This is a genomic window from Kurthia populi, from assembly GCF_042686175.1.
In the GTDB taxonomy this organism is placed as follows: domain Bacteria; phylum Bacillota; class Bacilli; order Bacillales_A; family Planococcaceae; genus Kurthia; species Kurthia populi.
This window is the reverse complement of sequence record NZ_JBHUOR010000003.1, coordinates 23,019-43,411: the sequence shown is the minus strand read 5'-3', so window position 1 is coordinate 43,411 and position 20,393 is coordinate 23,019. Positions and strand designations below refer to the sequence as shown.

General features: G+C 40.6%; 20 protein-coding genes. 15 read left to right on the top strand and 5 right to left on the bottom strand.

The annotated features are described in order from the left end of the window. Window positions 1-7: 7 nt before the first annotated feature. On the top strand, window positions 8-607 hold the full coding sequence (locus ACFSY7_RS00635; protein WP_380146458.1) for a DUF2812 domain-containing protein: 600 nt from the start codon (window positions 8-10) through the stop codon (window positions 605-607). Between the two features lie 62 nt (window positions 608-669). Beyond that, window positions 670-1,290, top strand: a complete 621-nt coding sequence (locus ACFSY7_RS00630; protein ID WP_380146457.1) for a hypothetical protein — start codon at window positions 670-672, stop codon at window positions 1,288-1,290. Window positions 1,291-1,379: 89 nt separating this feature from the next. On the opposite strand, the gene ACFSY7_RS00625 is transcribed toward ACFSY7_RS00630, so the two are convergent. Both ACFSY7_RS00625 and ACFSY7_RS00620 read right to left on the bottom strand, forming a co-directional pair. After that, the gene (locus tag ACFSY7_RS00625; RefSeq protein WP_380146455.1) at window positions 1,380-1,985 is read right to left on the bottom strand and encodes a hypothetical protein; all 606 of its coding nucleotides are present in this window, start codon (window positions 1,983-1,985) and stop codon (window positions 1,380-1,382) included. 1 nt (window position 1,986) lies between these two features. Then, window positions 1,987-2,610, bottom strand: a complete 624-nt coding sequence (locus tag ACFSY7_RS00620) for a hypothetical protein (RefSeq protein WP_380146454.1) — start codon at window positions 2,608-2,610, stop codon at window positions 1,987-1,989. A 230-nt stretch (window positions 2,611-2,840) separates the two neighbouring features. Here ACFSY7_RS00620 and ACFSY7_RS00615 point away from each other — a divergent pair, with 230 nt between their 5' ends. From ACFSY7_RS00615 to ACFSY7_RS00605, 3 genes are read left to right on the top strand one after another with little or no spacing between them, the layout of a single operon-like run. Beyond that, window positions 2,841-3,977 carry an ABC transporter substrate-binding protein gene (locus tag ACFSY7_RS00615; RefSeq protein ID WP_380146453.1) on the top strand — a complete coding sequence of 379 codons (1,137 nt, stop codon included), beginning with the start codon at window positions 2,841-2,843 and terminating at the stop codon, window positions 3,975-3,977. Window positions 3,978-3,989: 12 nt separating this feature from the next. Then, window positions 3,990-4,991: a FecCD family ABC transporter permease gene (locus ACFSY7_RS00610; RefSeq protein ID WP_139993970.1), complete on the top strand. Its 1,002-nt coding sequence runs from the start codon at window positions 3,990-3,992 to the stop codon at window positions 4,989-4,991. Further along, window positions 4,988-5,833 (top strand): ABC transporter ATP-binding protein, encoded by an 846-nt coding sequence (locus tag ACFSY7_RS00605; RefSeq protein ID WP_126989425.1) that lies wholly within the window; start codon window positions 4,988-4,990, stop codon window positions 5,831-5,833. The genes ACFSY7_RS00610 and ACFSY7_RS00605 overlap by 4 nt, the downstream gene beginning before the upstream one ends. Before the next feature lie 149 nt (window positions 5,834-5,982). Here ACFSY7_RS00605 and ACFSY7_RS00600 read toward each other — a convergent pair whose 3' ends face one another. Next, complete coding sequence (locus tag ACFSY7_RS00600) at window positions 5,983-7,476, bottom strand: succinate CoA transferase (RefSeq protein ID WP_380146452.1); 1,494 nt, start codon at window positions 7,474-7,476, stop codon at window positions 5,983-5,985. A 170-nt stretch (window positions 7,477-7,646) separates the two neighbouring features. Between ACFSY7_RS00600 and ACFSY7_RS00595 the strand changes: the two genes are divergently transcribed. From ACFSY7_RS00595 to ACFSY7_RS00580, 4 genes are all read left to right on the top strand, one after another. After that, window positions 7,647-8,843 carry an iron-containing alcohol dehydrogenase gene (locus tag ACFSY7_RS00595; protein ID WP_380146482.1) on the top strand — a complete coding sequence of 399 codons (1,197 nt, stop codon included), beginning with the start codon at window positions 7,647-7,649 and terminating at the stop codon, window positions 8,841-8,843. Window positions 8,844-9,053: 210 nt separating this feature from the next. After that, window positions 9,054-9,293: a hypothetical protein gene (locus tag ACFSY7_RS00590; protein ID WP_380146451.1), complete on the top strand. Its 240-nt coding sequence runs from the start codon at window positions 9,054-9,056 to the stop codon at window positions 9,291-9,293. A 97-nt stretch (window positions 9,294-9,390) separates the two neighbouring features. Further along, a complete protein-coding gene (tnpB, locus tag ACFSY7_RS00585) occupies window positions 9,391-10,533 on the top strand; it encodes an IS200/IS605 family element RNA-guided endonuclease TnpB (RefSeq protein ID WP_380146450.1) in 1,143 nt (380 codons plus the stop codon). Window positions 10,534-10,647: 114 nt separating this feature from the next. Beyond that, on the top strand, window positions 10,648-11,253 hold the full coding sequence (locus ACFSY7_RS00580; RefSeq protein ID WP_380146449.1) for a methyl-accepting chemotaxis protein: 606 nt from the start codon (window positions 10,648-10,650) through the stop codon (window positions 11,251-11,253). Between the two features lie 144 nt (window positions 11,254-11,397). Here ACFSY7_RS00580 and ACFSY7_RS00575 read toward each other — a convergent pair whose 3' ends face one another. Together ACFSY7_RS00575 and ACFSY7_RS00570 are read right to left on the bottom strand one after the other, a co-directional pair. Then, window positions 11,398-12,360 (bottom strand): NAD(P)H-dependent flavin oxidoreductase, encoded by a 963-nt coding sequence (locus ACFSY7_RS00575; protein ID WP_139993978.1) that lies wholly within the window; start codon window positions 12,358-12,360, stop codon window positions 11,398-11,400. Window positions 12,361-12,452: 92 nt separating this feature from the next. Then, a complete protein-coding gene (locus tag ACFSY7_RS00570) occupies window positions 12,453-13,949 on the bottom strand; it encodes a PucR family transcriptional regulator (RefSeq protein WP_380146448.1) in 1,497 nt (498 codons plus the stop codon). 161 nt (window positions 13,950-14,110) lie between these two features. Here ACFSY7_RS00570 and ACFSY7_RS00565 point away from each other — a divergent pair, with 161 nt between their 5' ends. The 6 genes from ACFSY7_RS00565 (at window position 14,111) to ACFSY7_RS00540 (ending at window position 20,393) form a co-directional block, all read left to right on the top strand. Next, the gene (locus ACFSY7_RS00565; RefSeq protein WP_126989430.1) at window positions 14,111-14,371 is read left to right on the top strand and encodes a GlsB/YeaQ/YmgE family stress response membrane protein; all 261 of its coding nucleotides are present in this window, start codon (window positions 14,111-14,113) and stop codon (window positions 14,369-14,371) included. Window positions 14,372-14,621: 250 nt separating this feature from the next. Beyond that, window positions 14,622-15,599: a diaminopimelate dehydrogenase gene (locus tag ACFSY7_RS00560; RefSeq protein ID WP_139993980.1), complete on the top strand. Its 978-nt coding sequence runs from the start codon at window positions 14,622-14,624 to the stop codon at window positions 15,597-15,599. A 182-nt stretch (window positions 15,600-15,781) separates the two neighbouring features. Beyond that, window positions 15,782-18,163 (top strand): Na+/H+ antiporter subunit A, encoded by a 2,382-nt coding sequence (locus ACFSY7_RS00555; protein ID WP_380146447.1) that lies wholly within the window; start codon window positions 15,782-15,784, stop codon window positions 18,161-18,163. Further along, complete coding sequence (locus tag ACFSY7_RS00550; RefSeq protein ID WP_126989433.1) at window positions 18,150-18,572, top strand: Na(+)/H(+) antiporter subunit B; 423 nt, start codon at window positions 18,150-18,152, stop codon at window positions 18,570-18,572. The genes ACFSY7_RS00555 and ACFSY7_RS00550 overlap by 14 nt, the downstream gene beginning before the upstream one ends. Further along, entirely contained in the window at window positions 18,572-18,919 is a 348-nt protein-coding gene (locus tag ACFSY7_RS00545; protein ID WP_126989434.1) for a Na(+)/H(+) antiporter subunit C, read from the top strand. Before ACFSY7_RS00550 ends, ACFSY7_RS00545 begins: the two co-directional genes overlap by 1 nt. Further along, window positions 18,909-20,393 carry a Na+/H+ antiporter subunit D gene (locus ACFSY7_RS00540; protein ID WP_380146446.1) on the top strand — a complete coding sequence of 495 codons (1,485 nt, stop codon included), beginning with the start codon at window positions 18,909-18,911 and terminating at the stop codon, window positions 20,391-20,393. Before ACFSY7_RS00545 ends, ACFSY7_RS00540 begins: the two co-directional genes overlap by 11 nt.

Sequence of the window (20,393 nt, the reverse complement as noted above, 5' to 3'; positions counted from 1 at the left end):
GTTTGCGATGAAAAAAACAAATTGGTTCCGAATAAATGTCTTAAAAGAAGAGCAATGGCTAAATGGCTTCCTACAGCAAGGCTATAAAATTACAAAAGTCAACTCATGGTGTTCAGGTTTTGTCTTTGAAAAGACATCACAAGCCTATGTTGTACGAATTGATTGTCAAAAAGCTATGAAAAAAGAAGCCTTTGAAGAATATAAGCTGATGTATGAGGATTTTGGATGGAGCTATCTACAAGGCTCCCGTAGCTCAGGAAAGCATTACTGGCAAAAGGTATCCGAGGGACAAGAGGCAGATCAGCTTTTCTCCGATAGACAATCGACGAAAAATTATTATAAGCAGCTTATGAATTATAGTCTTATGTTTGCCCTACCATTTTTCGTGCTGTCATGTATTCTTTTCCAGCAAGGCAATTTGTCACCAGACAATATGTATTTAACAAGAGGTTTGTGGGACATGGAAGGCTCGCTGTTTTGGAAGGCCTTTCTGTTTGAAACGCCGTTCGCGCTACTGCGTTTATTCTGCCCATTAATTGTTATTGGCTCGGCTATATTATCACTGAGCGCATATTACGAATATCGTAAGCTACAGCAGCAAGTATAAAGGGATTAAAATCCTGCTAAAGCGGGGAAAGGATAGGGAAGAATGGAAAGGTGGCGAAGGTTTTGGGTGAACGGTTAAATTTAGCGTTGAATTTTGATGGTATCATTGTAGCCAATGTTTATTATCATTGGAGTGCAACGACATTTGAAAGCATTTGTATGGCAATTGATATTGTAAAAAGATTACAAAGAGGGCTACCGACGCTCGCATATGACAATGTGCTGCTCGCAGATTTTGGGCTGACGACTGAAAGTGATGCCGGGTATAACGAAGAAAGCCTTCAGTATATGATGGCTCACTATCCACAGCATAGTTTCCGAAAACCACAGAGTCGTACGTATGGATTAATTGGCATCACACCGCGAGACAAAGAGAAAAACGCGGCATTTGCAGATGCGACCGTCACGATACGGATTGATGCAAAAAAAGAGATGGTTATCGATATGGGTATTATTGAAGGCTACCCAGATTACGCCACATTTGAGCGTGAATTTATCGACGAGTATGAGCTAGAGGATGTCGAGGGTGTCGATTTAAATACCGTTCTACCCGCCGGCCTCGATTTTTATAAATTAACATTAGATGAGGCGCGCATTTTAGCAAAGGCCTTTTATGAAATAGAAGATGCTGCCCCGACGTATTTCACGTATGGGCATAAAATATATCCCTATTTAACAATGTAGAAAAGACACTGAAACACTATCTCAATTTATAGCTTCATAACAAAAAGAAGGAACCGCGCTTTTTTGCGCGATTCCTTCTTTTTTAATACCTATTTACCAGAAGCTAAGAACGGGAAGAATCCTTCTAAAAAGCGTTCTGTTGCTGGCATGAAGTAAGAGCCAAAGTGGTAGTCTGGGTCTAATGTTGTGACAATCCAGCGGCCACCTGTTGCTAATTTTTGGTCGTACATAATCACACCACCATCTTCTGTTGCAATTAAAATTTCAGCATCCTCTGTAGGCCAGAAGCAACCATGTTGGTGCCAAGTACAATCATCAAGTGTTAAGAAATCTTTAAATAGAATATGCTCTGGTGCTGTTAAGACAAGACCGCTTTTCGCGTCTTTTTCTAACCACCACCAGAAGTTTGTTTCACGGTTTTCCCATTTTTGCTCAGGAATCCATTCCCAAGGCTGTGGACCAAATGCGACAACTGTGCCGCCGTTTGCCGCGAATTCACGAATTTTTTGTGCACCCTGCATTAATAATTCCCCGTTTAACTGTGAAGGAACAACAAGGACATCTAAATCGCTAATGTCTGTGCCTACGAATTGAGGGTGGTAAATTAATTTTTCGATAAATTGGCTGATTTTTGGTTCATGAAATGTGCGGTAATGCGCTTCATTTCCTGAATAAATAACACCGATTTTTTTCATATTATTGTGCCTCCTGTAAGCGTGCTAGTTCTTGTGTTAAGAACGCAAGGAATTGTGGGCGAATACGATCTGTTGTTTTATTATGACCACTGTAGCCTAGTAGCGGACGACCTGCGTGAACAACGATTGTACCATTTGTTGCATGACGATCCACATATGTAACGACATGACCGCTCTTAAAGCGTAAATGAACTTCTTGCTCAGCTGTTGTATGGTAGTAACCACGTGCGAAGAAACCAGCGACACCTTTATTTACCGTCATATCTTCTGTTTCGACACCATCAAAAATTGGCGTATTGTTTTGTGGATAGACATTATAGTCTGTGTGGTGCTGAATACGCTCAGGCATAAATAATGACGCACCTGGTAGCCAAGGGCGGAATAGGTGACCACAGAAAACGACGATGTTTTTGTCAGCTAAGAAGCGTTCGATAATGTTTTTATTAGCATACAAAAATTCTTGGTCCACGAAGTTTGGAATGATTAAAACGTTTACATCTTCTAGCGCAGCGGACGTTAAGGTATATTGTGGAATGTTTTTAATCGCTAAATCTGTCATTTTCACCATTTGGCCATTGATGCCAAATGCATGACCCGGATCTAGGCGGGCAATTGATAAATTCATAGAAAATCTCCTTTAGTTTTACATATAAATGATAATCACTCGCAATTAGCATACTATATTCGCTATCATTCGACATTAATTTTGTCGAAATATCGTCTATTACACGTATTTTCGACAAAATTCGTTGAAATTGAAAATGATTATCAATAGAATAGAGAAGAATAAATAATTGATAATGATAATCAAATAAATAGTATAGAAAACGCTTTATTTGTGGAAGGAAGACAAAAATGAAAAAGAAATATGGCTTTTTAGCAGCTGTAACATTAGCAGCTGGGCTGTTAGCAGCATGTGGGAATGAAGAGAGCAAAACAACTTCTTCAAGCGACAAGCAAACAACAGCAGAAGAAAAAATGATTCAAGACCAATTAGGTAGAGATGTAACGATTCCAGGAGATGTGGATCGTGTCGTTGTAGGGGGGATTTTACCGTACTTTTCAACCTGGTTCGTTGCGACAAACTCAACAAAAGAAATCGTTGGGATGCACCCAAACTCATATAATGCAGCATCAAACTCAATGCTTGCGAAAATGTCTCCAGATGTGTTAAAAGCATCAACAGACTTTATCCAAAATGGTGAGTTAAATGTCGAAGAGTTAATGAATGTTGACCCACAAGTTTATTTTGAAATTGCAAATGATACAAAATCAATCGAAAAATTAGATGAAGCGGGTATCTCAACAGTTGCCTTACAAACTGTTGAAGTAGCAGATGCAAATCCGGTAGAAACATTCAACAGCTGGTTAAAAGTAACAGCAGAAATTAAAGGTGGCGACGCATTAGATCGCGCTGACAAATATGTTGATAATGTTACAAATGTGCAAAAAGAAATCGATACAAAGCTAAAAAATGTTGAAAAAGAAGATAAACCACGTGTCCTTGTGCTACACCAACATAGCGATAAATCAATCGTTGTAGCGGGTCAAAACCTATGGGGCGAATACTGGGTCAATCAAACAGGTGGCTATGATATCGTGTCAGGCGACGGTGTCCAAGGCCAAAAAGAAGTGAATATGGAACAAATCTATAAATGGAATCCAGATATTATCTACATTACGAACTTCACTGAAACACAACCAGAAGACTTATTTAACAACAAAATTTCAGGTCAAGACTGGAGCGACGTGAAAGCCGTTCAAGATAAAAAAGTGTATAAGATTCCTCTAGGTATTTATCGCTGGTTCCCACCATCAGGTGACGCACCACTTATGCTGAAATGGATGGCAAATCATAACCAACCAGAATTATTTGATTACGACATGAACGATGAAATTAAAACGTATTATAAAGATTTCTACAACTTTGATGTAACAGATGATGAAGAGGAAACGATTTTACATCCTTCTTCTGAAGCTGCAAAACAATAGGAGTGTCCTAACATGAAGAAATGGCAAATTGCGTTAATGTGGCTACTGCCGATTGTTGTAGCTGTTGTGTCACTTGGGATTGGTCGTTTTTATGTAGACCCTATAACGATTGTGAAAATTCTTACATCACAGGTTTTCCCAATTGACCAAACGTGGTCGAATATGGAAGAAACTGTTGTGATGAATGTACGTTTCCCACGTATTCTTTTAGCACTACTAATTGGTGGTGGCCTTGCGATGGCAGGTGCTAGCTTCCAAGGGATGTTCGGAAACCCGCTTGTATCACCTGATATTTTAGGGGTATCTGCAGGTGCCGGCTTTGGTGCTTCACTAGGTATTTTATTATTTGGTCAAGGCGTAACAGCACAATTACTTGCGCTTGTCTTTGGTCTACTAGCGATTTTATTTACATTCTTTGTAGCCGGAAATCGTAAAAATGCGGCCATTTATATGTTCGTTTTAGCCGGGGTTATTACCTCTGCGTTATTTAATGCACTTATTTCGTTAACGAAATTTGTGGCCGACCCAGAGGAAAAATTACCAGCGATTACGTATTGGCTAATGGGGAGTCTTGGTACAGCAACGTATCGTGATTTATATATCGCAGGTCCGATTATTTTATTCGGGATGCTAATTTTATACGTCTTACGCTGGCGTTTAAACTTATTAACATTACCAGAGGACGAGGCGAAGTCAATGGGGATTCCAGTGACAGCGCTGAAATGGGCAGTTATTGCGGGTGCCACAATTATTACAGCGGCGACAGTAGCGGCTGCAGGGATTGTTGGCTGGGTTGGTTTAATCATCCCCCATGTCGCGCGTATGTTTGTTGGGAACAACAATCAATTTGTCTTACCCGTATCACTGGCAATTGGGAGTGTTTACTTATTAATCATTGATGATTTAGCACGTAGTTTAACAGCAACAGAAATTCCGTTATCGATTTTAACAGCGATTATCGGTGCGCCATTCTTTGCTTACTTATTACGTCGTATGGGAGGTCGTTGGGCGTGAAGTTAGAAGTACGTAACGGAAATTTCCACTATATGAAGCGCAAACAAACGCTACCAAACTTATATGCGAAAAATGTAAACTTTACACTTGAAGCAGGCGAGATTTTATCAATTCTTGGTCCAAATGGTGCAGGGAAAACGACGATGCTTAAATGCATTACCGGCTTACTTGACTGGACAGAGGGCGAAACAATTATTGATGATCAGCCAATGACAAGCTATTCAAAAAAAGAGCTGTGGAAGCGTATTGGCTACGTACCGCAAGCACATAAAATGACATTTGGTTATTCATTAGAAGAATTAGTCATCATGGGACGTGCACCATACATTAGTACGCTAGCACAGCCATCGAAGAAGGATAAAGAAGCGGCACTTGAAGCGCTTGATACAGTGGGCATTCGTCATTTAGCCCATAAATCATGCAATGAAGTCAGCGGTGGGGAATTGCAGCTTGCATTAATTGCTCGTACACTTGTATCGAATCCGGAAGTCTTAATTTTAGATGAGCCAGAATCGCACTTAGATATTCAAAAACAAATTGTTATTTTACAAACAATTCGTCGTTTATCGGAAGAAAAAGGGATTTCTTGTATTATTAATACGCATTATCCAAACCATGCCTTTTACTTAGCGGACCATGTCTTAATGACAGGTAAGGATAAGGGACTTGTTTTTGGTCCAACTAATGAAGTGATGACGGAATCTCGCATGAAGCATTTCTTTGGCATCGAACTGAAAAAAATCATTTTCGAAGAAGAAGATTTATTACTCGAAACGATGGTGCCACGTGCACTAGGCCTCCGTCGCGATATTAGCACATGTAAGTTTAACGAAGAAATTTAAAAACAAAAGAGGCTGGGACAAACACTTTATTTTCTTTTTTTAGTGTTCGCAACGAAAAACCGGAACCGCGCAACAGCGCGATTCCGGTTTTTCTTATGCTCATATGAGAGATTGTTTTACACTTATGTCCCAGCCACTTTTTTGATACCTTATTTTTTCATGGTTTTGTCTGTAGCAAGGCGTGTATGCCAAGAAAGTGCTTCCTCTAAAATATGCGGCGTTTGTGCGTTGCCGGTTTTTTCAACGGCGCGGTCATAATAATCTTGTAGCTGTGCTTTGTAGTCCGGATGCGAACAATGCTCGATAATGAGCTTAGCACGTTCCTTTGGCGCTAAGCCGCGTAAATCCGCAATGCCTTGCTCGGTTACAATTACGTCAACATCATGCTCAGTATGGTCGACATGCGATACCATTGGGACAACAGATGAAATGGCACCGCCCTTCGCATAGGATTTTGTTACGAAAATGCCAAGGCGTGCATTTCGAGCGAAGTCACCAGAGCCACCTAGACCATTCATCATTTTAACGCCGGATACATGGGTTGAATTGACATTGCCATAAATATCAACCTCCAGTGCAGTATTAACGGAAATTAAACCTAAACGACGAATAATTTCGGGGTGATTTGAAATCTCTTGTGGGCGTAGTACAAGCTTATCTTTATAGTTATCAAGATTACCATACACTCGATCGCCGCATTCTTTACTTAATGTAATCGATGTTGCAGAGGCAAAACGAACTTTGCCTGCATCAATTAGGTCAAATACCGCATCCTGCAGTACCTCTGAATACACTTCTAAATCATGAAATTCTGAATTTAAGAAGCCATTTAACACCGCATTCGCCACAGAACCAACACCTGATTGCAGTGGTGCTAATCGTTCTGTTAAGCGTCCAATTTTAATTTCTTCACGTAAAAAATGAAGCAGGTGCTCGGCAATTTGTGCTGTTTCCGCGTCAGGCTGGACAATTAATGACGGGGCATCCGTAATATCAGAGAGCACAATGCCTTTAATCTTTGCTGGGTCTAAAGGAATGGCCGTTGTTCCAAGACGCTGCTCGATATTTGTCATTGGAATTGGCTGGCGATGCCCTTGGTCCCCTGGAATATAAATATCATGTAAGCCCTCTAAATCAAGTGGGTGAGAAGTATTTAATTCAATAATAATATTCTGTGCATACTGTGCCATGATTGCTGAGTTACCGACAGATGTTGTCGGTACAATATGGCCCTCTTCAGTAATCGCAACGGCTTCAATGATTAAGTAATCAATTGGGCCAACAATGCCTGTACGGACTAATTCAGCATTTTGAGATAAATGCGCATCCATATAGAGTACCTTACCTGTATTAATAAGGTTACGAATGACCGGATCTCCTTGATAGGGTGCACGTTTTCGAATAATGCCTGCTGCTGCCATTTTTTCATCAACTTCTGGGCCAAGTGAAGCCCCAGTAAAAACATCAATTTGGAAACGCTCCTTTTTAGCGCGTTCGACAAGCGCTAGTGGGACTATTTTTGCATCCCCTGCACGCGTAAAGCCACTCATCCCCACAAGTGACCCGTCGTTAATCCATGATGCTGCCTCCTCAGCTGAGACAACCTTATCTTGTAATGTAGCATAGCGAATACGATTTTCCATTTGCAACTTCCCCTTCCAATCATAAAGATTCATTCAGATTGAGACCGACACTACGACAACTGATGATGTGCTAATTACTCTATCATACCTGAAATTATGCGTTTATGTGTGAAAAATTGTGTTTTCTGTATTAGAATGAAAGAAATGATGTTAAAGGGGTGGGGTAAATGTTGCATGAATTATATTGTCGAACATTTCAAAAGGGGTTTAAGCTTGCGTCAAAGGTGATGACATACCGGGAGCCTGAGCTATTAGAGGGAGAAAATAGTTTAGCTCGCTTACCTGCGCGTATTCGCCAGCAAGTGAACCATGTGCTTGTCGTAACAGATAAAGGATTAATGACGGCTGGGCTTGTTTTACCTTTTTTAGAGAAGCTAACGAGTGAAGGGGTCTCATTTACACTATATGATGATACTGTTGCCAATCCAACGATTCAAAATATTGAAGAAGCATATGCTCTTTATAACGAGCATAGCTGTGAGGGAATCGTCGCTTTTGGTGGTGGGTCACCAATGGACTGTGCGAAAGGGGTAGCTGCTTGTGTGGCGCGGCCAAATTTAACGGTTCCTCAAATGAAGGGCGTGTTAAAAGTTCGTAAAAATATGCCACCATTTTTTGCAATTCCAACAACCTCTGGGACAGGAAGTGAGGCAACGGTTGCGGCAGTTATTTCAGATAGTCAAACACACGAAAAATATGCCATCATGGATCCGGTTTTAGTACCGCATGTGGCAGTGCTTGACCCACTGCTCACAGTGAATTTACCGCCTTTTGTGACAGCGACAACAGGCATGGATGCACTTACACACGCCGTAGAGGCCTACATTGAAAAAAGTAATACAGCAGAAACACTTCGAGCGAGTGAGGAAGCGGTGCAATTAATTTTTGACAATTTATATGAAACGTATATACATCCTGAAAACCTTCAGGCTCGCGCTAATATGCAACGCGCATCCTATGTAGCAGGCTTTGCATTTACCCGTGCCTTTGTTGGCAATGTTCACTCTATCGCCCATACATTAGGCGGTTATTACGGCATTCCACACGGCTTAGCAAATGCAGTGCTATTACCTTATTTACTTAACTTTTATGGTGAAACGGTACATACGCCACTCGCAAGATTAGCGGCACTTGTTTCGATAGGAGATGACCATGATAGTGATGCTGTACGCGCTAAAAAATTCATTGAGGCCATTCAGCAGTTAAATGCGGATATGAATATTCCAACAAAACTAAAAGGTATCCAGAATCGAGATATTCCAGTGATGGTAAAACGTGCGTTAGCGGAATCAAACCCTTTATATCCTGTTCCGAAAATTATGAATGAGAGTGAAATGCATTATATTTATCAGCTAGTAAAAGGATAAATAATTAAGTAGTGTCAAAATATATTAAAAAATCGGAATCAATTAGAGATTCCGATTTTTTAATGCGAAAATTCATAAAAAAGATTAAAAAAGTCTTGAAAAATAAATAGATAAATAAGTAAAATAGTTCTAAAACTTATTTAAATTAGTGTTTCTATAGTAATGTAACAGGTAAAAGAAGTATTAATATGAGAGATTGGAGTGAATAATATGGAAACGACGATTCCAAAACAATTAGCAAGTATTATTGAGGCGATTCCTCAACTAATTTTAGCGTATGAAGTCGGCACGATTATGGGTGTATGCGACAAGGCAGAAGTAGTGTATATTGCAACCCCCGTATCAGAAAATCAAGTGAATGAAAATCATGCACATAAACCATTTGGGCCAGAGCATGGTTTTTATCATTTCTTTGCAGAATACCGCTCCCTCAAGGAACGTAGTGAGTAGGGAGGGGATGAATGCGAACCCAATTATGCTGCCAGTACTAATTTGTTGAAAAGAACATCTGTTCCTATTATACTATTCGAAAAAGGAGGTGTCTGTCATGCCACATCAAGCGTATAAATTCCGTATCTACCCAAATAAAGACCAACAAGCGTTCATCCATCAAACCCATGGGCATTGTCGTTTTGTTTACAACCATTTTCTTGCGTTATGGAAGACTTCTTATAAAGAAGAAGGAAAAGGGTTGAATCGTTCCATTATGTCCAAAATGCTCACAAAGCTGAAAAAACAAGAGGATACGGCATGGCTACGCAACGTAGATAGTGTGGCATTACAAGCCTCTTATGAAAATTTAATCGACGCTTTTCAACGTTTCTTTCAAAAGCAAAATAACTATCCTCGCTTCAAAAGTAAAAAGAATCCAGTTCAAAGTTATACTACGAAGAATACGAATAACAATATTGCGATTGTCGGTAATCAAATGAAGCTACCAAAATTAGGACTTGTAAAATTTGCGAAGTCGCGTGATATTGAAGGGCGTATTCTAAAAGCGACAATTAAATACAATGCGAGTGGTACGTTTTACGTGTCTGTCCAATGCGAAGTACCAAACTTTAAGCCATTGCCTCAAACAAATGAAGCTGTAGGAATTGATTTAGGTATCACCGATTTTGCGATTCTGTCTAATGGACGTAAAGTGGATAACCAACGCTTTACGGCTAAGATGGAGCAAAAGTTAAAACGTGAGCAGCGCAAATTGTCACGTCGCTATGAGCAAGCGAAAAAAGATGGTCGTAACCTACGTGAGTGCATGAACTACCAAAAGCAACGTCGTAGAGTGGCTCGTTTGCGTGAGCGTGTCGCGTTTCAACGAGAAGATTTTTTAAATAAACTGTCAACGGCATTGATTCGTCACTATGACGTCATCTGTCTTGAAGACTTAAACACAAAAGGCATGTTGAAAAATCATAAGTTAGCGAAAGCGATTAGTGATGTGTCATGGTCTTCTTTTGTACAAAAACTGATGTATAAGGCGAAATGGTTCGGTAGAAAAATTGTTGAAATCGACAGATTCTTCCCATCGAGCCAACTTTGTCATGCCTGTGGTCATCGAGATGGCAAGAAAACATTGGATATTCGTGTGTGGACTTGTTCATCTTGTGGTACGACACTAGACCGAGATATTAATGCAAGTAAGAATATCTTAATCGAAGGATTAAGACTTTTAAAGCAACAACCGTAGGAACGACGGGGATAGCCTACTAAAAAAGTGAAGCCGCTGTTTCAAGCAACTGGAAACAAGCAAGCACTGTTCGTAGGAATCTCCCACTTCAAGCAATGTTCGAATAACGGCTAAGTGGGGGTAGTTCAAAAAGTAATCCGCGAACGAAAGCGTGTTGTGACAGAGATGCCACCAGAATACGGGGAAGCTGCACGTTTTATGGGTGTTCCAATTTTTGACGATCAAGGAGCAATCATTGGTGCTTTTGGTCATTCTAAGCCAACGAAAGACCAGCTAGAATTAAGACAAACATCTAATTTAGTCGTAGATTCTTCGACAAATATTGCCTCGTCAACTGAACAGGTAAAAGCATCTTCAGACGATTTTAACCGTCACATGAAGCATTTATCAGATGCCCAAAAGGATATGCTAAAATATACCGAGAATACGAAGAAAATGCTGCAAATGATTAATAATATTGCGAAAAGCACGCGTATTTTAGGGTTAAATGCAGGGATTGAAGCAGCGCGTTCAGGCGAAGCTGGAAAAGGGTTTTCAGTCGTGGCAAGTGAAATTACAAAACTAGCGAATCAGTCTGCCGATTCGGTGAATGAAATCAATCAAGTGATGGACAATTTAACACAGCAAGTTGTTGAAATTTCAAAAATTGTGGATGACACATATACGATTTCAAGTGAGCAGGGCGAGGCAATTACAAGCATTGCTGAAGCATTAGATTAACTAACATTTGTTTCTGAAAAAGTAAGTGAATTGTCGAAGAAAATGTAGCATAAAAAAAGAAGGAATCGTGCGTTGTTGGCACGATTCCTTCTTTTTTTTTTGGATTAATATGAATAGGGAGATAAATGCTTTCTAGCGTTTTTCTTATTGGCGAATTAACCCGGTCGTTTTCGCAGCGAGCTGTTCCTGTGCGGTTATATATTCTTTATATAATTGGTCTACATAGGCTTTTACTGGTTGTACGGTTTTAATCGCACCGATCCCTTGCCCGCTTCCCCAAATATCTTTCCACGCCTTTGCATCGCCACCAAAGCTCATTTTCGATGGGTCACTTTCAGCTAAATCATTTGGATTAAGCCCGGCATTTTCAATGGATGGTTTTAAGTAATTGCCATGAACACCTGTAAAAAGATTACTATAAACGATATCATCGGCCTGGCTAGTCACAATCATCTCTTTGTAAGCCTCGACCGCATTGGCTTCCTCTGTCGCGATAAACGGGGATCCAATATAGGCGAAATCTGCCCCCATTGCCTGGGCCGCTAAAATCGATTGACCTGTCGCGATAGAGCCCGATAAAGCAAGTGGACCATCAAACCATTCGCGAATTTCCTGGACAAGTGCAAATGGGCTAAGTGAGCCGGCATGTCCACCAGCTCCAGCAGCCACCGCAATTAAACCATCTGCGCCCTTTTCAATCGCTTTTTTCGCAAATTTATTGTTAATGACATCATGTAGGCATAGACCACCGTAGCTATGTGCCGCGTCAAATACTTCCGTACGCGCGCCGAGCGAAGAAATAATAATCGGCACTTTATATTTCACGCAAAGTTCCATATCATGCTCTAGGCGGTCATTCGTGTGATGGACGATTTGATTAATGGCAAAAGGGGCTGCTGGATTCTCTGGATTTTTCGCATTATAGCTTGCTAATTCTTCTGTGATTTCCGCGAGCCATTCATCTAATAATTCCTTTGGACGGGCATTGAGCGCCGGCATCGAGCCGACAATCCCGGCCTTACATTGTTCAATCACTAACTTTGGTGTGCTAATAATAAACATGGGTGAACCAATTACAGGTAAACGTAAATTTGAAATTGCTGTCATACAAATCGCCTCCATTTTCTAGTTAGCTTCACTATACTGTATTTTTTTTACAGTATATACATACAAAGTGTAGGAATGAATAAAAAAAATTACTACAAATTGTGTAATTCCTTTAATTTTAATGCCAATTGTAACGTAAAGCGTGTTTCGCTATGCTGTAATGAGCAATGCAGTGCCTCTTCGATTTTTTCAAGTCGATATAATAGCGTGCTACGGTGAATGAACAGTGCTTTCGCTGTTTCAGAGGCATGGCCATTATGCGCTAAGTACTGCTTCAAGGTGTCAACTAGCTGCGGGGACAGGGCGGCTAATTGCTCTGTCACAAATGCGTCGTAATGCTCGATTTCTTGCAGTAGTGGTAAGACACCTAAGGTTGCATAGTCTATACAGGATGTACTAATTAACGGAAGCGCCTGCTGAAGTTTTGTGAGCTCTGTGCGTACATCTTGAAGCTTTTGAATAGGTCGGCTATACAGCAGTTTAATCGGCGCAGATTTTTGAATATGGTCATAAAAAGCATGACACTGTGTACGGTCTTTAAATAATAAAACAGCGTGCTCATAATGCTGGATAACGGTTAATGCGGGCTCAAATGGCTTTGCTTTTTCCGTCATATCGATAGTCGTTTCGACAACGGCAATAAATAAAGGCAATGTTAGATCAATATTTAATAAATTGGCCTGTGCTAACACACTTTGCGTATCAAAGGGTTGCTGTAATAAGCGCTCAAGTAACTGCTCCTTTTTCTTCTCATAGGCCTCAACCGCAACTTTTTGTTTCATAAATTGAATCGCATACATGTTTTTCGCCACTTCAATCGATAGCTGTACATAATGCGTAGTAGGAGAGGGCTTGAGTAAGGCAATATAGCCGAGTACATCATGACCGACATGAATCGGGTGGTGTTCATTCAAACTGTCATAAGGCTGCTTCGTATCAAGCCATGCTTCAGATAAAACGTGATGGAAGCGGTCGAAAATAACAACAGAATTTTGTAGAAGTTCGCTAATTTTTTTCGTGAGACCGTCAAAAGCATCACCAATTAATGTTTCGTTTAATAATGTTTGCTGATAGAGGAGTAATTGCTCGAGTTGCTGTTTATCATCTTTTTCATGCTGATACAACATGGATACACCGACATCCTTACCGAATTCATTAAAAACGGTGCCCATATCTGGAATGAGCTCAATCGGCGTTAAATAACCGATTAAACAAAAACCAAAGCGCGTGTCATCGATTTTAAATGGGACTGTAAACCATGACGGGACATCGGTATACTGCATCATTTGAAAAAGCGCACAGCTTTCTAACAAATGTAAATGTGTTACGACTTCCTCCGTTAGAAGTGGTGTACATTCATTGACGTTTAGCGGAAATGAATTGGCTAATGGATGTGCCTCGCCACTCCAAGCCTTTAGCACATATTGCCCGTTATTTGCCATGGCAATTGCTGAAAAATCGATTGGGAGCTCTTTACGACAAGCATCTGCTATGTAAGAAAAGGCATCCTCTGTTGATAGGTGAACAAGCTGTCTTGAGGCGTCACGTAGCTGTTTCGCTACACGCTCGACAAGTTTCTGTGTTTGCATCATAAAGCCCCCCTTTTTTACTATTATAGTCTGCTTTTTTCAAGATTGCGAAAAGGTACTATAGACGCGTTAGAGAATGAGAGAAAAGGGAATACCATAAGAGAGGGTTGCTAGAGAGAATTTACTGTAGCAGCACATCAAGTTTGAGAGGAGAAGGTATAATGCTAAGCTTTATTTGGTATATCATTATTGGTGGTATTTTAGGATGGCTCGGAGGACTAATTGTCGGTAAAGATGTTCCAGGCGGAGTAATTGGCAATATTATCGCCGGGATTATCGGGGCGTTTATTGGTGGTTCGTTATTAGGTCATTGGGGACCAAAAGTAAGCGACTTCTATATTTTACCTACTTTACTTGGTACGATTATTTTAATTTTAATTGTCAGCTTTATTATGAAAGCGATGGGCAAATCAAGAGCATAATTAGTAATTTAAAAGGAATTCCTGTTACTTGGGAATTCCTTTTTCATGTTAGGAAAGAAATGCATGAAATCTTGTTATCCAGCGGTGAATAAAGGGCTTATAAAGAAAAGTGGACGTGACATCAGGATGTAATTATTCATTACTACTGCATTTTTATACAAATTTCGCTCGAATTCATCATAACAGTTGGAATTTTCTAAATTTATTGTACAATTTATCGTAATCATATATATACAGGGGGATTTCATTCATGACAACAAAAGTTGGGATTATTGGATACGGAAATTTAGGTCGCGGTGTAGAAGGGGCGATTGCACAAAATGACGATATGGAGCTAGTAGCGGTATTTACGCGTCGTGATCCAAAAACCGTAACGATTGCAGGGGATGCGGCAATTCATCACGTTGATGATGCTGAGCAATTTATCGGTAAAATCGATGTCATGATTTTATGCGGTGGTTCCGCAACGGATTTACCAGAGCAAGTGCCACATTTTGCACAGTGGTTTAACACAATTGATAGCTTTGATACACACGCAAAAATTCCAGAATTCTTTGCAACGGTTGATGCGGTAAATGCGGCATCAAATACCGTGTCAATTATTTCAGTTGGTTGGGACCCAGGTCTATTTTCATTAAATCGTGCATTAGGAGAAGCGGTCTTGCCACAAGGGGATACGTATACATTCTGGGGAGATGGTCTAAGCCAAGGTCACTCAGACGCTGTTCGCCGTATTAATGGCGTAGCGAAAGCCGTACAATATACACTACCTGTTCCTGCAGCAGTAGAGCGTGTACGTAACGGTGAGGCGCCTACGCTGTCAACACGTGAAAAACATACACGTGTATGCTATGTGGTAGCAAAAGAAGGCGCAGATACAGAAAAAATTACAGAAGAAATCATCACAATGCCAAACTACTTTGCAGATTATGATACGACAGTTCACTTTATTTCAGCGGAAGAATTTGCGAAAGATCATACAGGTATGCCACATGGTGGATTTGTGATTCGTAGTGGTCAGTCACAAGCAGGGCATAAACAGATTGTAGAATTCAATTTAAAATTAGAAAGCAATCCTTACTTCACATCAAGCGTTTTAGTTGCTTATGCGCGCGCGGCACATCGTCTAGCGCAAAAAGGTGATTTTGGTGCAAAATCGGTATTAGATATTCCAGTAAGTGCGATTTCGCCAAAATCAGGAGAGGCCTTACGTAAGGAACTATTATAGACAGGCAACAGTTGCATTCCCGCAAATAGGCATGCTATACTAGAAAAAATTAAATGTTCGTTTTAGGAGGAGTCTGTCACAAAAGGGTATCTATGCTCTTTTGTGATAGGCTTCTTTTTTGCGTTCATTTTATTTTCTACTAAAAAAGGGTATTTATAGAAAAAGAAAAGGAGGCGTTATCTATGCAGCTATGGATGATTTTTTTACCGGTTATTGCCGCGCTTTTTATGCCATTGTTATTTAAAAAAATCAAACTACATACAGGCTGGTTTGTGTTAATCGTGCCAGTTGTGCTCGTCAGCTACTACGCGTCAAAAATTGGTGACCGGGCAACCTACGCATCGTGGACATGGGTAGCAGATTTGCAGCTTAAAATTGACTCATCTCTTGATGGACTTGGGTTATTATTCTCCATTTTAATTACCGGAATTGGTGCACTTGTTGTACTGTATTCCATTTTTTACTTAGATAAGACGAAGGAGCAACTACATAATTTCTATATGTATTTACTGCTCTTTATGACAGCGATGCTTGGCGTTGTTCAGTCAGACAATGTCATGAGTCTTTATTTATTTTGGGAGTTAACGTCGATTTCGTCATTTTTATTAATCGGTTACTGGTTTACGCGTGATGCTTCGCGTTTTGGTGCTTTAAAGTCAATGATGATTACCGTCTTTGGTGGCCTTTTAATGCTTGGTGGGTTTTTAATTCTCGCCAACATCACAGGCACGATGTCGATTTCTGAAATGCTTCTGCATACGACAGAAATTAAAGAAAGTCCGTATTTCACACTAGCGGCTATTCTTGTTTTACTCGGTGCGCTTACGAAATCTGCACAGTTCCCATTTTATATTTGGCTACCGGATGCGATGGAAGCACCGACGCCTGTTAGTGCGTATTTACACTCAGCTACGATGGTAAAGGCAGGGATTTATTTAGTGGCGCGCTTCACGCCCATTTTTGCCTATAGTACGACATGGATTTGGCTCATTGTTATTCTTGGCCTTATTACATTATTCTGGGGCTCCTTCTTTGCGACGAAGCAGCGTGATTTAAAAGGCATTCTCGCCTTTTCAACAGTCAGTCAGCTCGGCATGATCATGTCGATGCTTGGTGTTGCGGCGATGAGCTATCATGTGGATGGCAATGCCGAAAATGTCTTTAAGTATGCAGGCTTTGCGGCGCTATTTCATTTAATTAATCATGCGACATTTAAAGGTGCCTTATTTATGATTGCAGGAATTATTGACCATGAGACTGGCACACGAGATATTCGTAAACTTGGTGGCCTGATGAGTTTAATGCCGATTAGCTTTACGGTTGCAATGATTACAAGCCTTTCAATGGCCGGATTGCCACCATTTAATGGCTTTTTATCAAAAGAGTTATTTTTCACAACGATGCTTAGTGCACAAGACTTCAGTTGGTCAACAGTCGCAGTACTGATTCCTGTTGTTGCATGGCTAGCGAGCGTTTTTACGTTTGTGTACTGTTTATACTTCGTGACAGGTATTTTCTTTGGAAAACGTCACGAATTACCAAAAAAACCGCATGAGGCACCAATTGGTATGCTTATTTCGCCAATAGTGTTAGCATCATTTGTTATTGTGTTATTTTTCATTCCAAACGTTGTGACAGATGCATTAATTAAGCCAGCTGTTTTGGCGATTCAGCCAAATCAATTCTTAACAGTTGGTGATATAGACATTCACATTTCAATGTGGCATGGCTTTAATACGGAGCTGTTGATGACAATTGGTGTGGTTGTCGTTGGTTTTGGATTATTTATGACGGTTAAACATTGGCGTAAGGTGTATTCACTTGTGCCAGAGTGGTTTTCACTAAATCAACTGTATCGTCGTATGATGCGTCTAGCCGATGAGGATATGACAAAGGTATCGAAGCGCTATATGACAGGCTCGATTCGTACGTATTTCATTTATATGTTTGCGGCAATTGTCATCATCGTCGTGTCGACGCTCTTTATGAAAGACGGCTATGCCTTTGATACAGCACACGCTAGTGATATCGGTGCCTTTGATATTGCCCTCGTTGTTGTGCTTGTGCTCGGGACATTGACCGTATTATTTGCGCGTACACGTCTTACGGCGATTATCGCGCTTGGTGTCGTCGGGTATTCGGTGGCGATGTTCTTCGTATTATTTAATGCACCAGATTTAGCGCTAACACAGCTCTCGATTGAAACGGTGTCCGTTGCGCTATTTTTATTAGCGTTTTACCATTTACCGAAACTTAGTCGTCATGAGGCACGCTTACCCTTTAGATTAGGGAACTTTGTGATTGCGCTAGCGGTAGGTGTCATGGTGACGCTCATGGCGCTCGCTTCACAGTCGCAAAAATTATTATCATCAATTAGTGAATATTATAAAGAAACTGTTTATAAAGAAGCGGGCGGCGGAAATATCGTCAATGTTATTTTAGTCGATTATCGTGGCTTTGATACATTGTTTGAAATTACCGTATTAGCGATTGCAGGTATGGCGATTTTCGGCATGATTAAGCTACGTCGTAAGAAGGGAGCGGATAAAAATGAAATTAAATAATGTCATTATGCGCACGATGACGCAAATGGTGTTCTTTATCATTTTCTTGTTCTCGATTCATATTTTCTTAGCAGGACATTTCGCACCTGGAGGCGGCTTTGTCGGCGGTTTATTAATGTCATGTGCCATCGTTTTACTACTAATCACCTTTGATTTAAAAACGGTGCAGACATTATTGCCGATTAATTATATGACGCTAACAGCAATCGGGCTGGCATTAGCGCTACTGACGGCTTGTATTTCAGCTTTTGCGGGCGAGGCCTTTTTCACGCATTACTTTGACTATTTCACACTGCCGCTTCTTGGTAAAACAGAGCTGCATACGGCGATGTTATTTGATACCGGCGTGTATTTAGTCGTTGTCGGTGTGACAATGATTATTATTCAATCGATTGGAGGCGACGAATAATGGAAATATTAATGGCCTTTGTGATTGGCTTTTTATTCTTCGCAGCCATCTATTTAATTTTATCGAAGAGCCTTTTACGCATTATTATCGGTACAGGTTTACTAAGTCACGGCGCGCATATGCTTATTTTAACAATGGGTGGCCTTGGCAGTGATGCGCCACCGGTTTTAGCAGATGGGGTTGCGAATAGTAGCATGGCCGATCCATTACCACAGGCGCTTATTTTAACGGCGATTGTTATTAGCTTTGGGGTAACGGCCTTCTTCCTAGTGCTCGCATACCGTGCATATCAGGAATTAAAGACAGACAATATTGATGAAATGAGAGGAGAAGAGCATGATGAATAGTCCATTAATGCCGATTATTATTCCATTCGCCTTTGCGATTCTCCTAATGTTTGCGCCTAAGCAATTACGATTCCAGCGAGCGGGCGCATTAGTTGGCGCGATTTTAACGGTTGCTGCGAGCATTTGGCTTTTACAAAAGGTGCATATAGACGGCATTCAGGTCGTGACATTCGGTAGCTGGCCGGTGCCATATGGCATTACAATGGTGTCGGATATGGTATCGATTTTATTCGTACTTACATCGTCGATTATTACGCTATTTACGATTTGGTATAGCTTCCGAACGATTGGTATCGCACGCGAGCAATTTTTCTATTACCCAGGAGTTTTACTAATGCTCGTTGGTGTAAATGGCGCCTTTACGACAGGCGATATTTTTAACTTATTCGTCTTTTTCGAAGTATTGTTGATGGCGTCGTACCTACTTAGCGTTCTAGGTGGCGAAAAAATTCAATTCCGCGAATCGATTAAATATATTTTAGTTAATGTTGTATCATCTGCATTATTCGTTATTACCGTGGCGATGCTCTATTCTGTTGTAGGGACACTGAATATGGCAGATATTGCGCAAAAGGTGAGCGACGTCAATCAGCCTGGCATTTTGACGGCGATTGCGATTTTATTCCTTGTTGTCTTTGGTCTAAAAGCAGCGATTTTCCCACTATTTTTCTGGCTACCAAGCTCGTATAGTGGACCACCAATTCCAGTACTAGCACTTTTTGGTGCGCTCCTTACAAAGGTAGGGGTATATGCGATTACGCGTACTTTCACACTCTTCTTCACAGGTGATATTGCCTTTACACATACCGTATTACTTTATTTAAGTGTCGCAACAATTGTTGCTGGCTGTATTGGCGCACTCGCTGTCTGGGATGTTAAGAAAATTATTATTTATAATATTATCATTGCTGTGGGTGTCATTTTATATGGTGTTGCAACGTATAATGACACAGGGTTACGCGGTTCGATGTTTTATGTTGTGCATGACATGCTTATTAAAGCAGCTTTGTTCTTCCTTGTTGGCATTATCGTGTATATTACAGGACAAACGAATTTGAAGAAAATGGGCGGCTTAATGAAGCGCTACCCAAGTCTTGGTTGGCTTTATTTAATTGCTGCATTTAGCTTAGCAGGTATACCACCACTAAGTGGCTTTATCGGAAAAATGCTACTTGTAAAAGGTGGCTTTGAAGCAGAGCAGTTTGCGTCTGGCATTTGGATTTTACTATCGAGCTTAATTGTTTTACTATCGGTGATTCGTATTTTTGTTTACGCTTTTTGGGGCAAAGAACAACAACTATCACCTATTAAAAAAACAGTCTATTGGCAGATTTGGATTCCGACAGCTATCCTCGTCCTGTTAACAGTAGCTTATGGTGTCGGTGCAGATGCATTGATGCCCTATATGACACAGGCTGCAGAAGTGCTTGCGAATCCCCAGCTCTATATTGATGCTGTAAAAGGAGGTAAGTAA

Bases quoted from the DNA above. Each gene is read 5' to 3' on its own strand.
- ACFSY7_RS00635 (WP_380146458.1), top strand. From the start codon at position 8: ATGAAAAAAACAAATTGGTTCCGAATAAATGTCTTAAAAGAAGAGCAA.
- ACFSY7_RS00625 (WP_380146455.1), bottom strand. From the start codon at position 1,985: ATGAAAAAAATCGGTGTTATTTATTCAGGAAATGAAGCGCATTACCGC.
- ACFSY7_RS00620 (WP_380146454.1), bottom strand. From the start codon at position 2,610: ATGAATTTATCAATTGCCCGCCTAGATCCGGGTCATGCATTTGGCATC.
- ACFSY7_RS00615 (WP_380146453.1), top strand. From the start codon at position 2,841: ATGAAAAAGAAATATGGCTTTTTAGCAGCTGTAACATTAGCAGCTGGG.
- ACFSY7_RS00610 (WP_139993970.1), top strand. From the start codon at position 3,990: ATGAAGAAATGGCAAATTGCGTTAATGTGGCTACTGCCGATTGTTGTA.
- ACFSY7_RS00600 (WP_380146452.1), bottom strand. From the start codon at position 7,476: ATGGAAAATCGTATTCGCTATGCTACATTACAAGATAAGGTTGTCTCA.
- ACFSY7_RS00590 (WP_380146451.1), top strand. From the start codon at position 9,054: ATGGAAACGACGATTCCAAAACAATTAGCAAGTATTATTGAGGCGATT.
- tnpB (WP_380146450.1), top strand. From the start codon at position 9,391: ATGCCACATCAAGCGTATAAATTCCGTATCTACCCAAATAAAGACCAA.
- ACFSY7_RS00575 (WP_139993978.1), bottom strand. From the start codon at position 12,360: ATGACAGCAATTTCAAATTTACGTTTACCTGTAATTGGTTCACCCATG.
- ACFSY7_RS00570 (WP_380146448.1), bottom strand. From the start codon at position 13,949: ATGCAAACACAGAAACTTGTCGAGCGTGTAGCGAAACAGCTACGTGAC.
- ACFSY7_RS00565 (WP_126989430.1), top strand. From the start codon at position 14,111: ATGCTAAGCTTTATTTGGTATATCATTATTGGTGGTATTTTAGGATGG.
- ACFSY7_RS00560 (WP_139993980.1), top strand. From the start codon at position 14,622: ATGACAACAAAAGTTGGGATTATTGGATACGGAAATTTAGGTCGCGGT.
- ACFSY7_RS00555 (WP_380146447.1), top strand. From the start codon at position 15,782: ATGCAGCTATGGATGATTTTTTTACCGGTTATTGCCGCGCTTTTTATG.
- ACFSY7_RS00550 (WP_126989433.1), top strand. From the start codon at position 18,150: ATGAAATTAAATAATGTCATTATGCGCACGATGACGCAAATGGTGTTC.
- ACFSY7_RS00545 (WP_126989434.1), top strand. From the start codon at position 18,572: ATGGAAATATTAATGGCCTTTGTGATTGGCTTTTTATTCTTCGCAGCC.
- ACFSY7_RS00540 (WP_380146446.1), top strand. From the start codon at position 18,909: ATGATGAATAGTCCATTAATGCCGATTATTATTCCATTCGCCTTTGCG.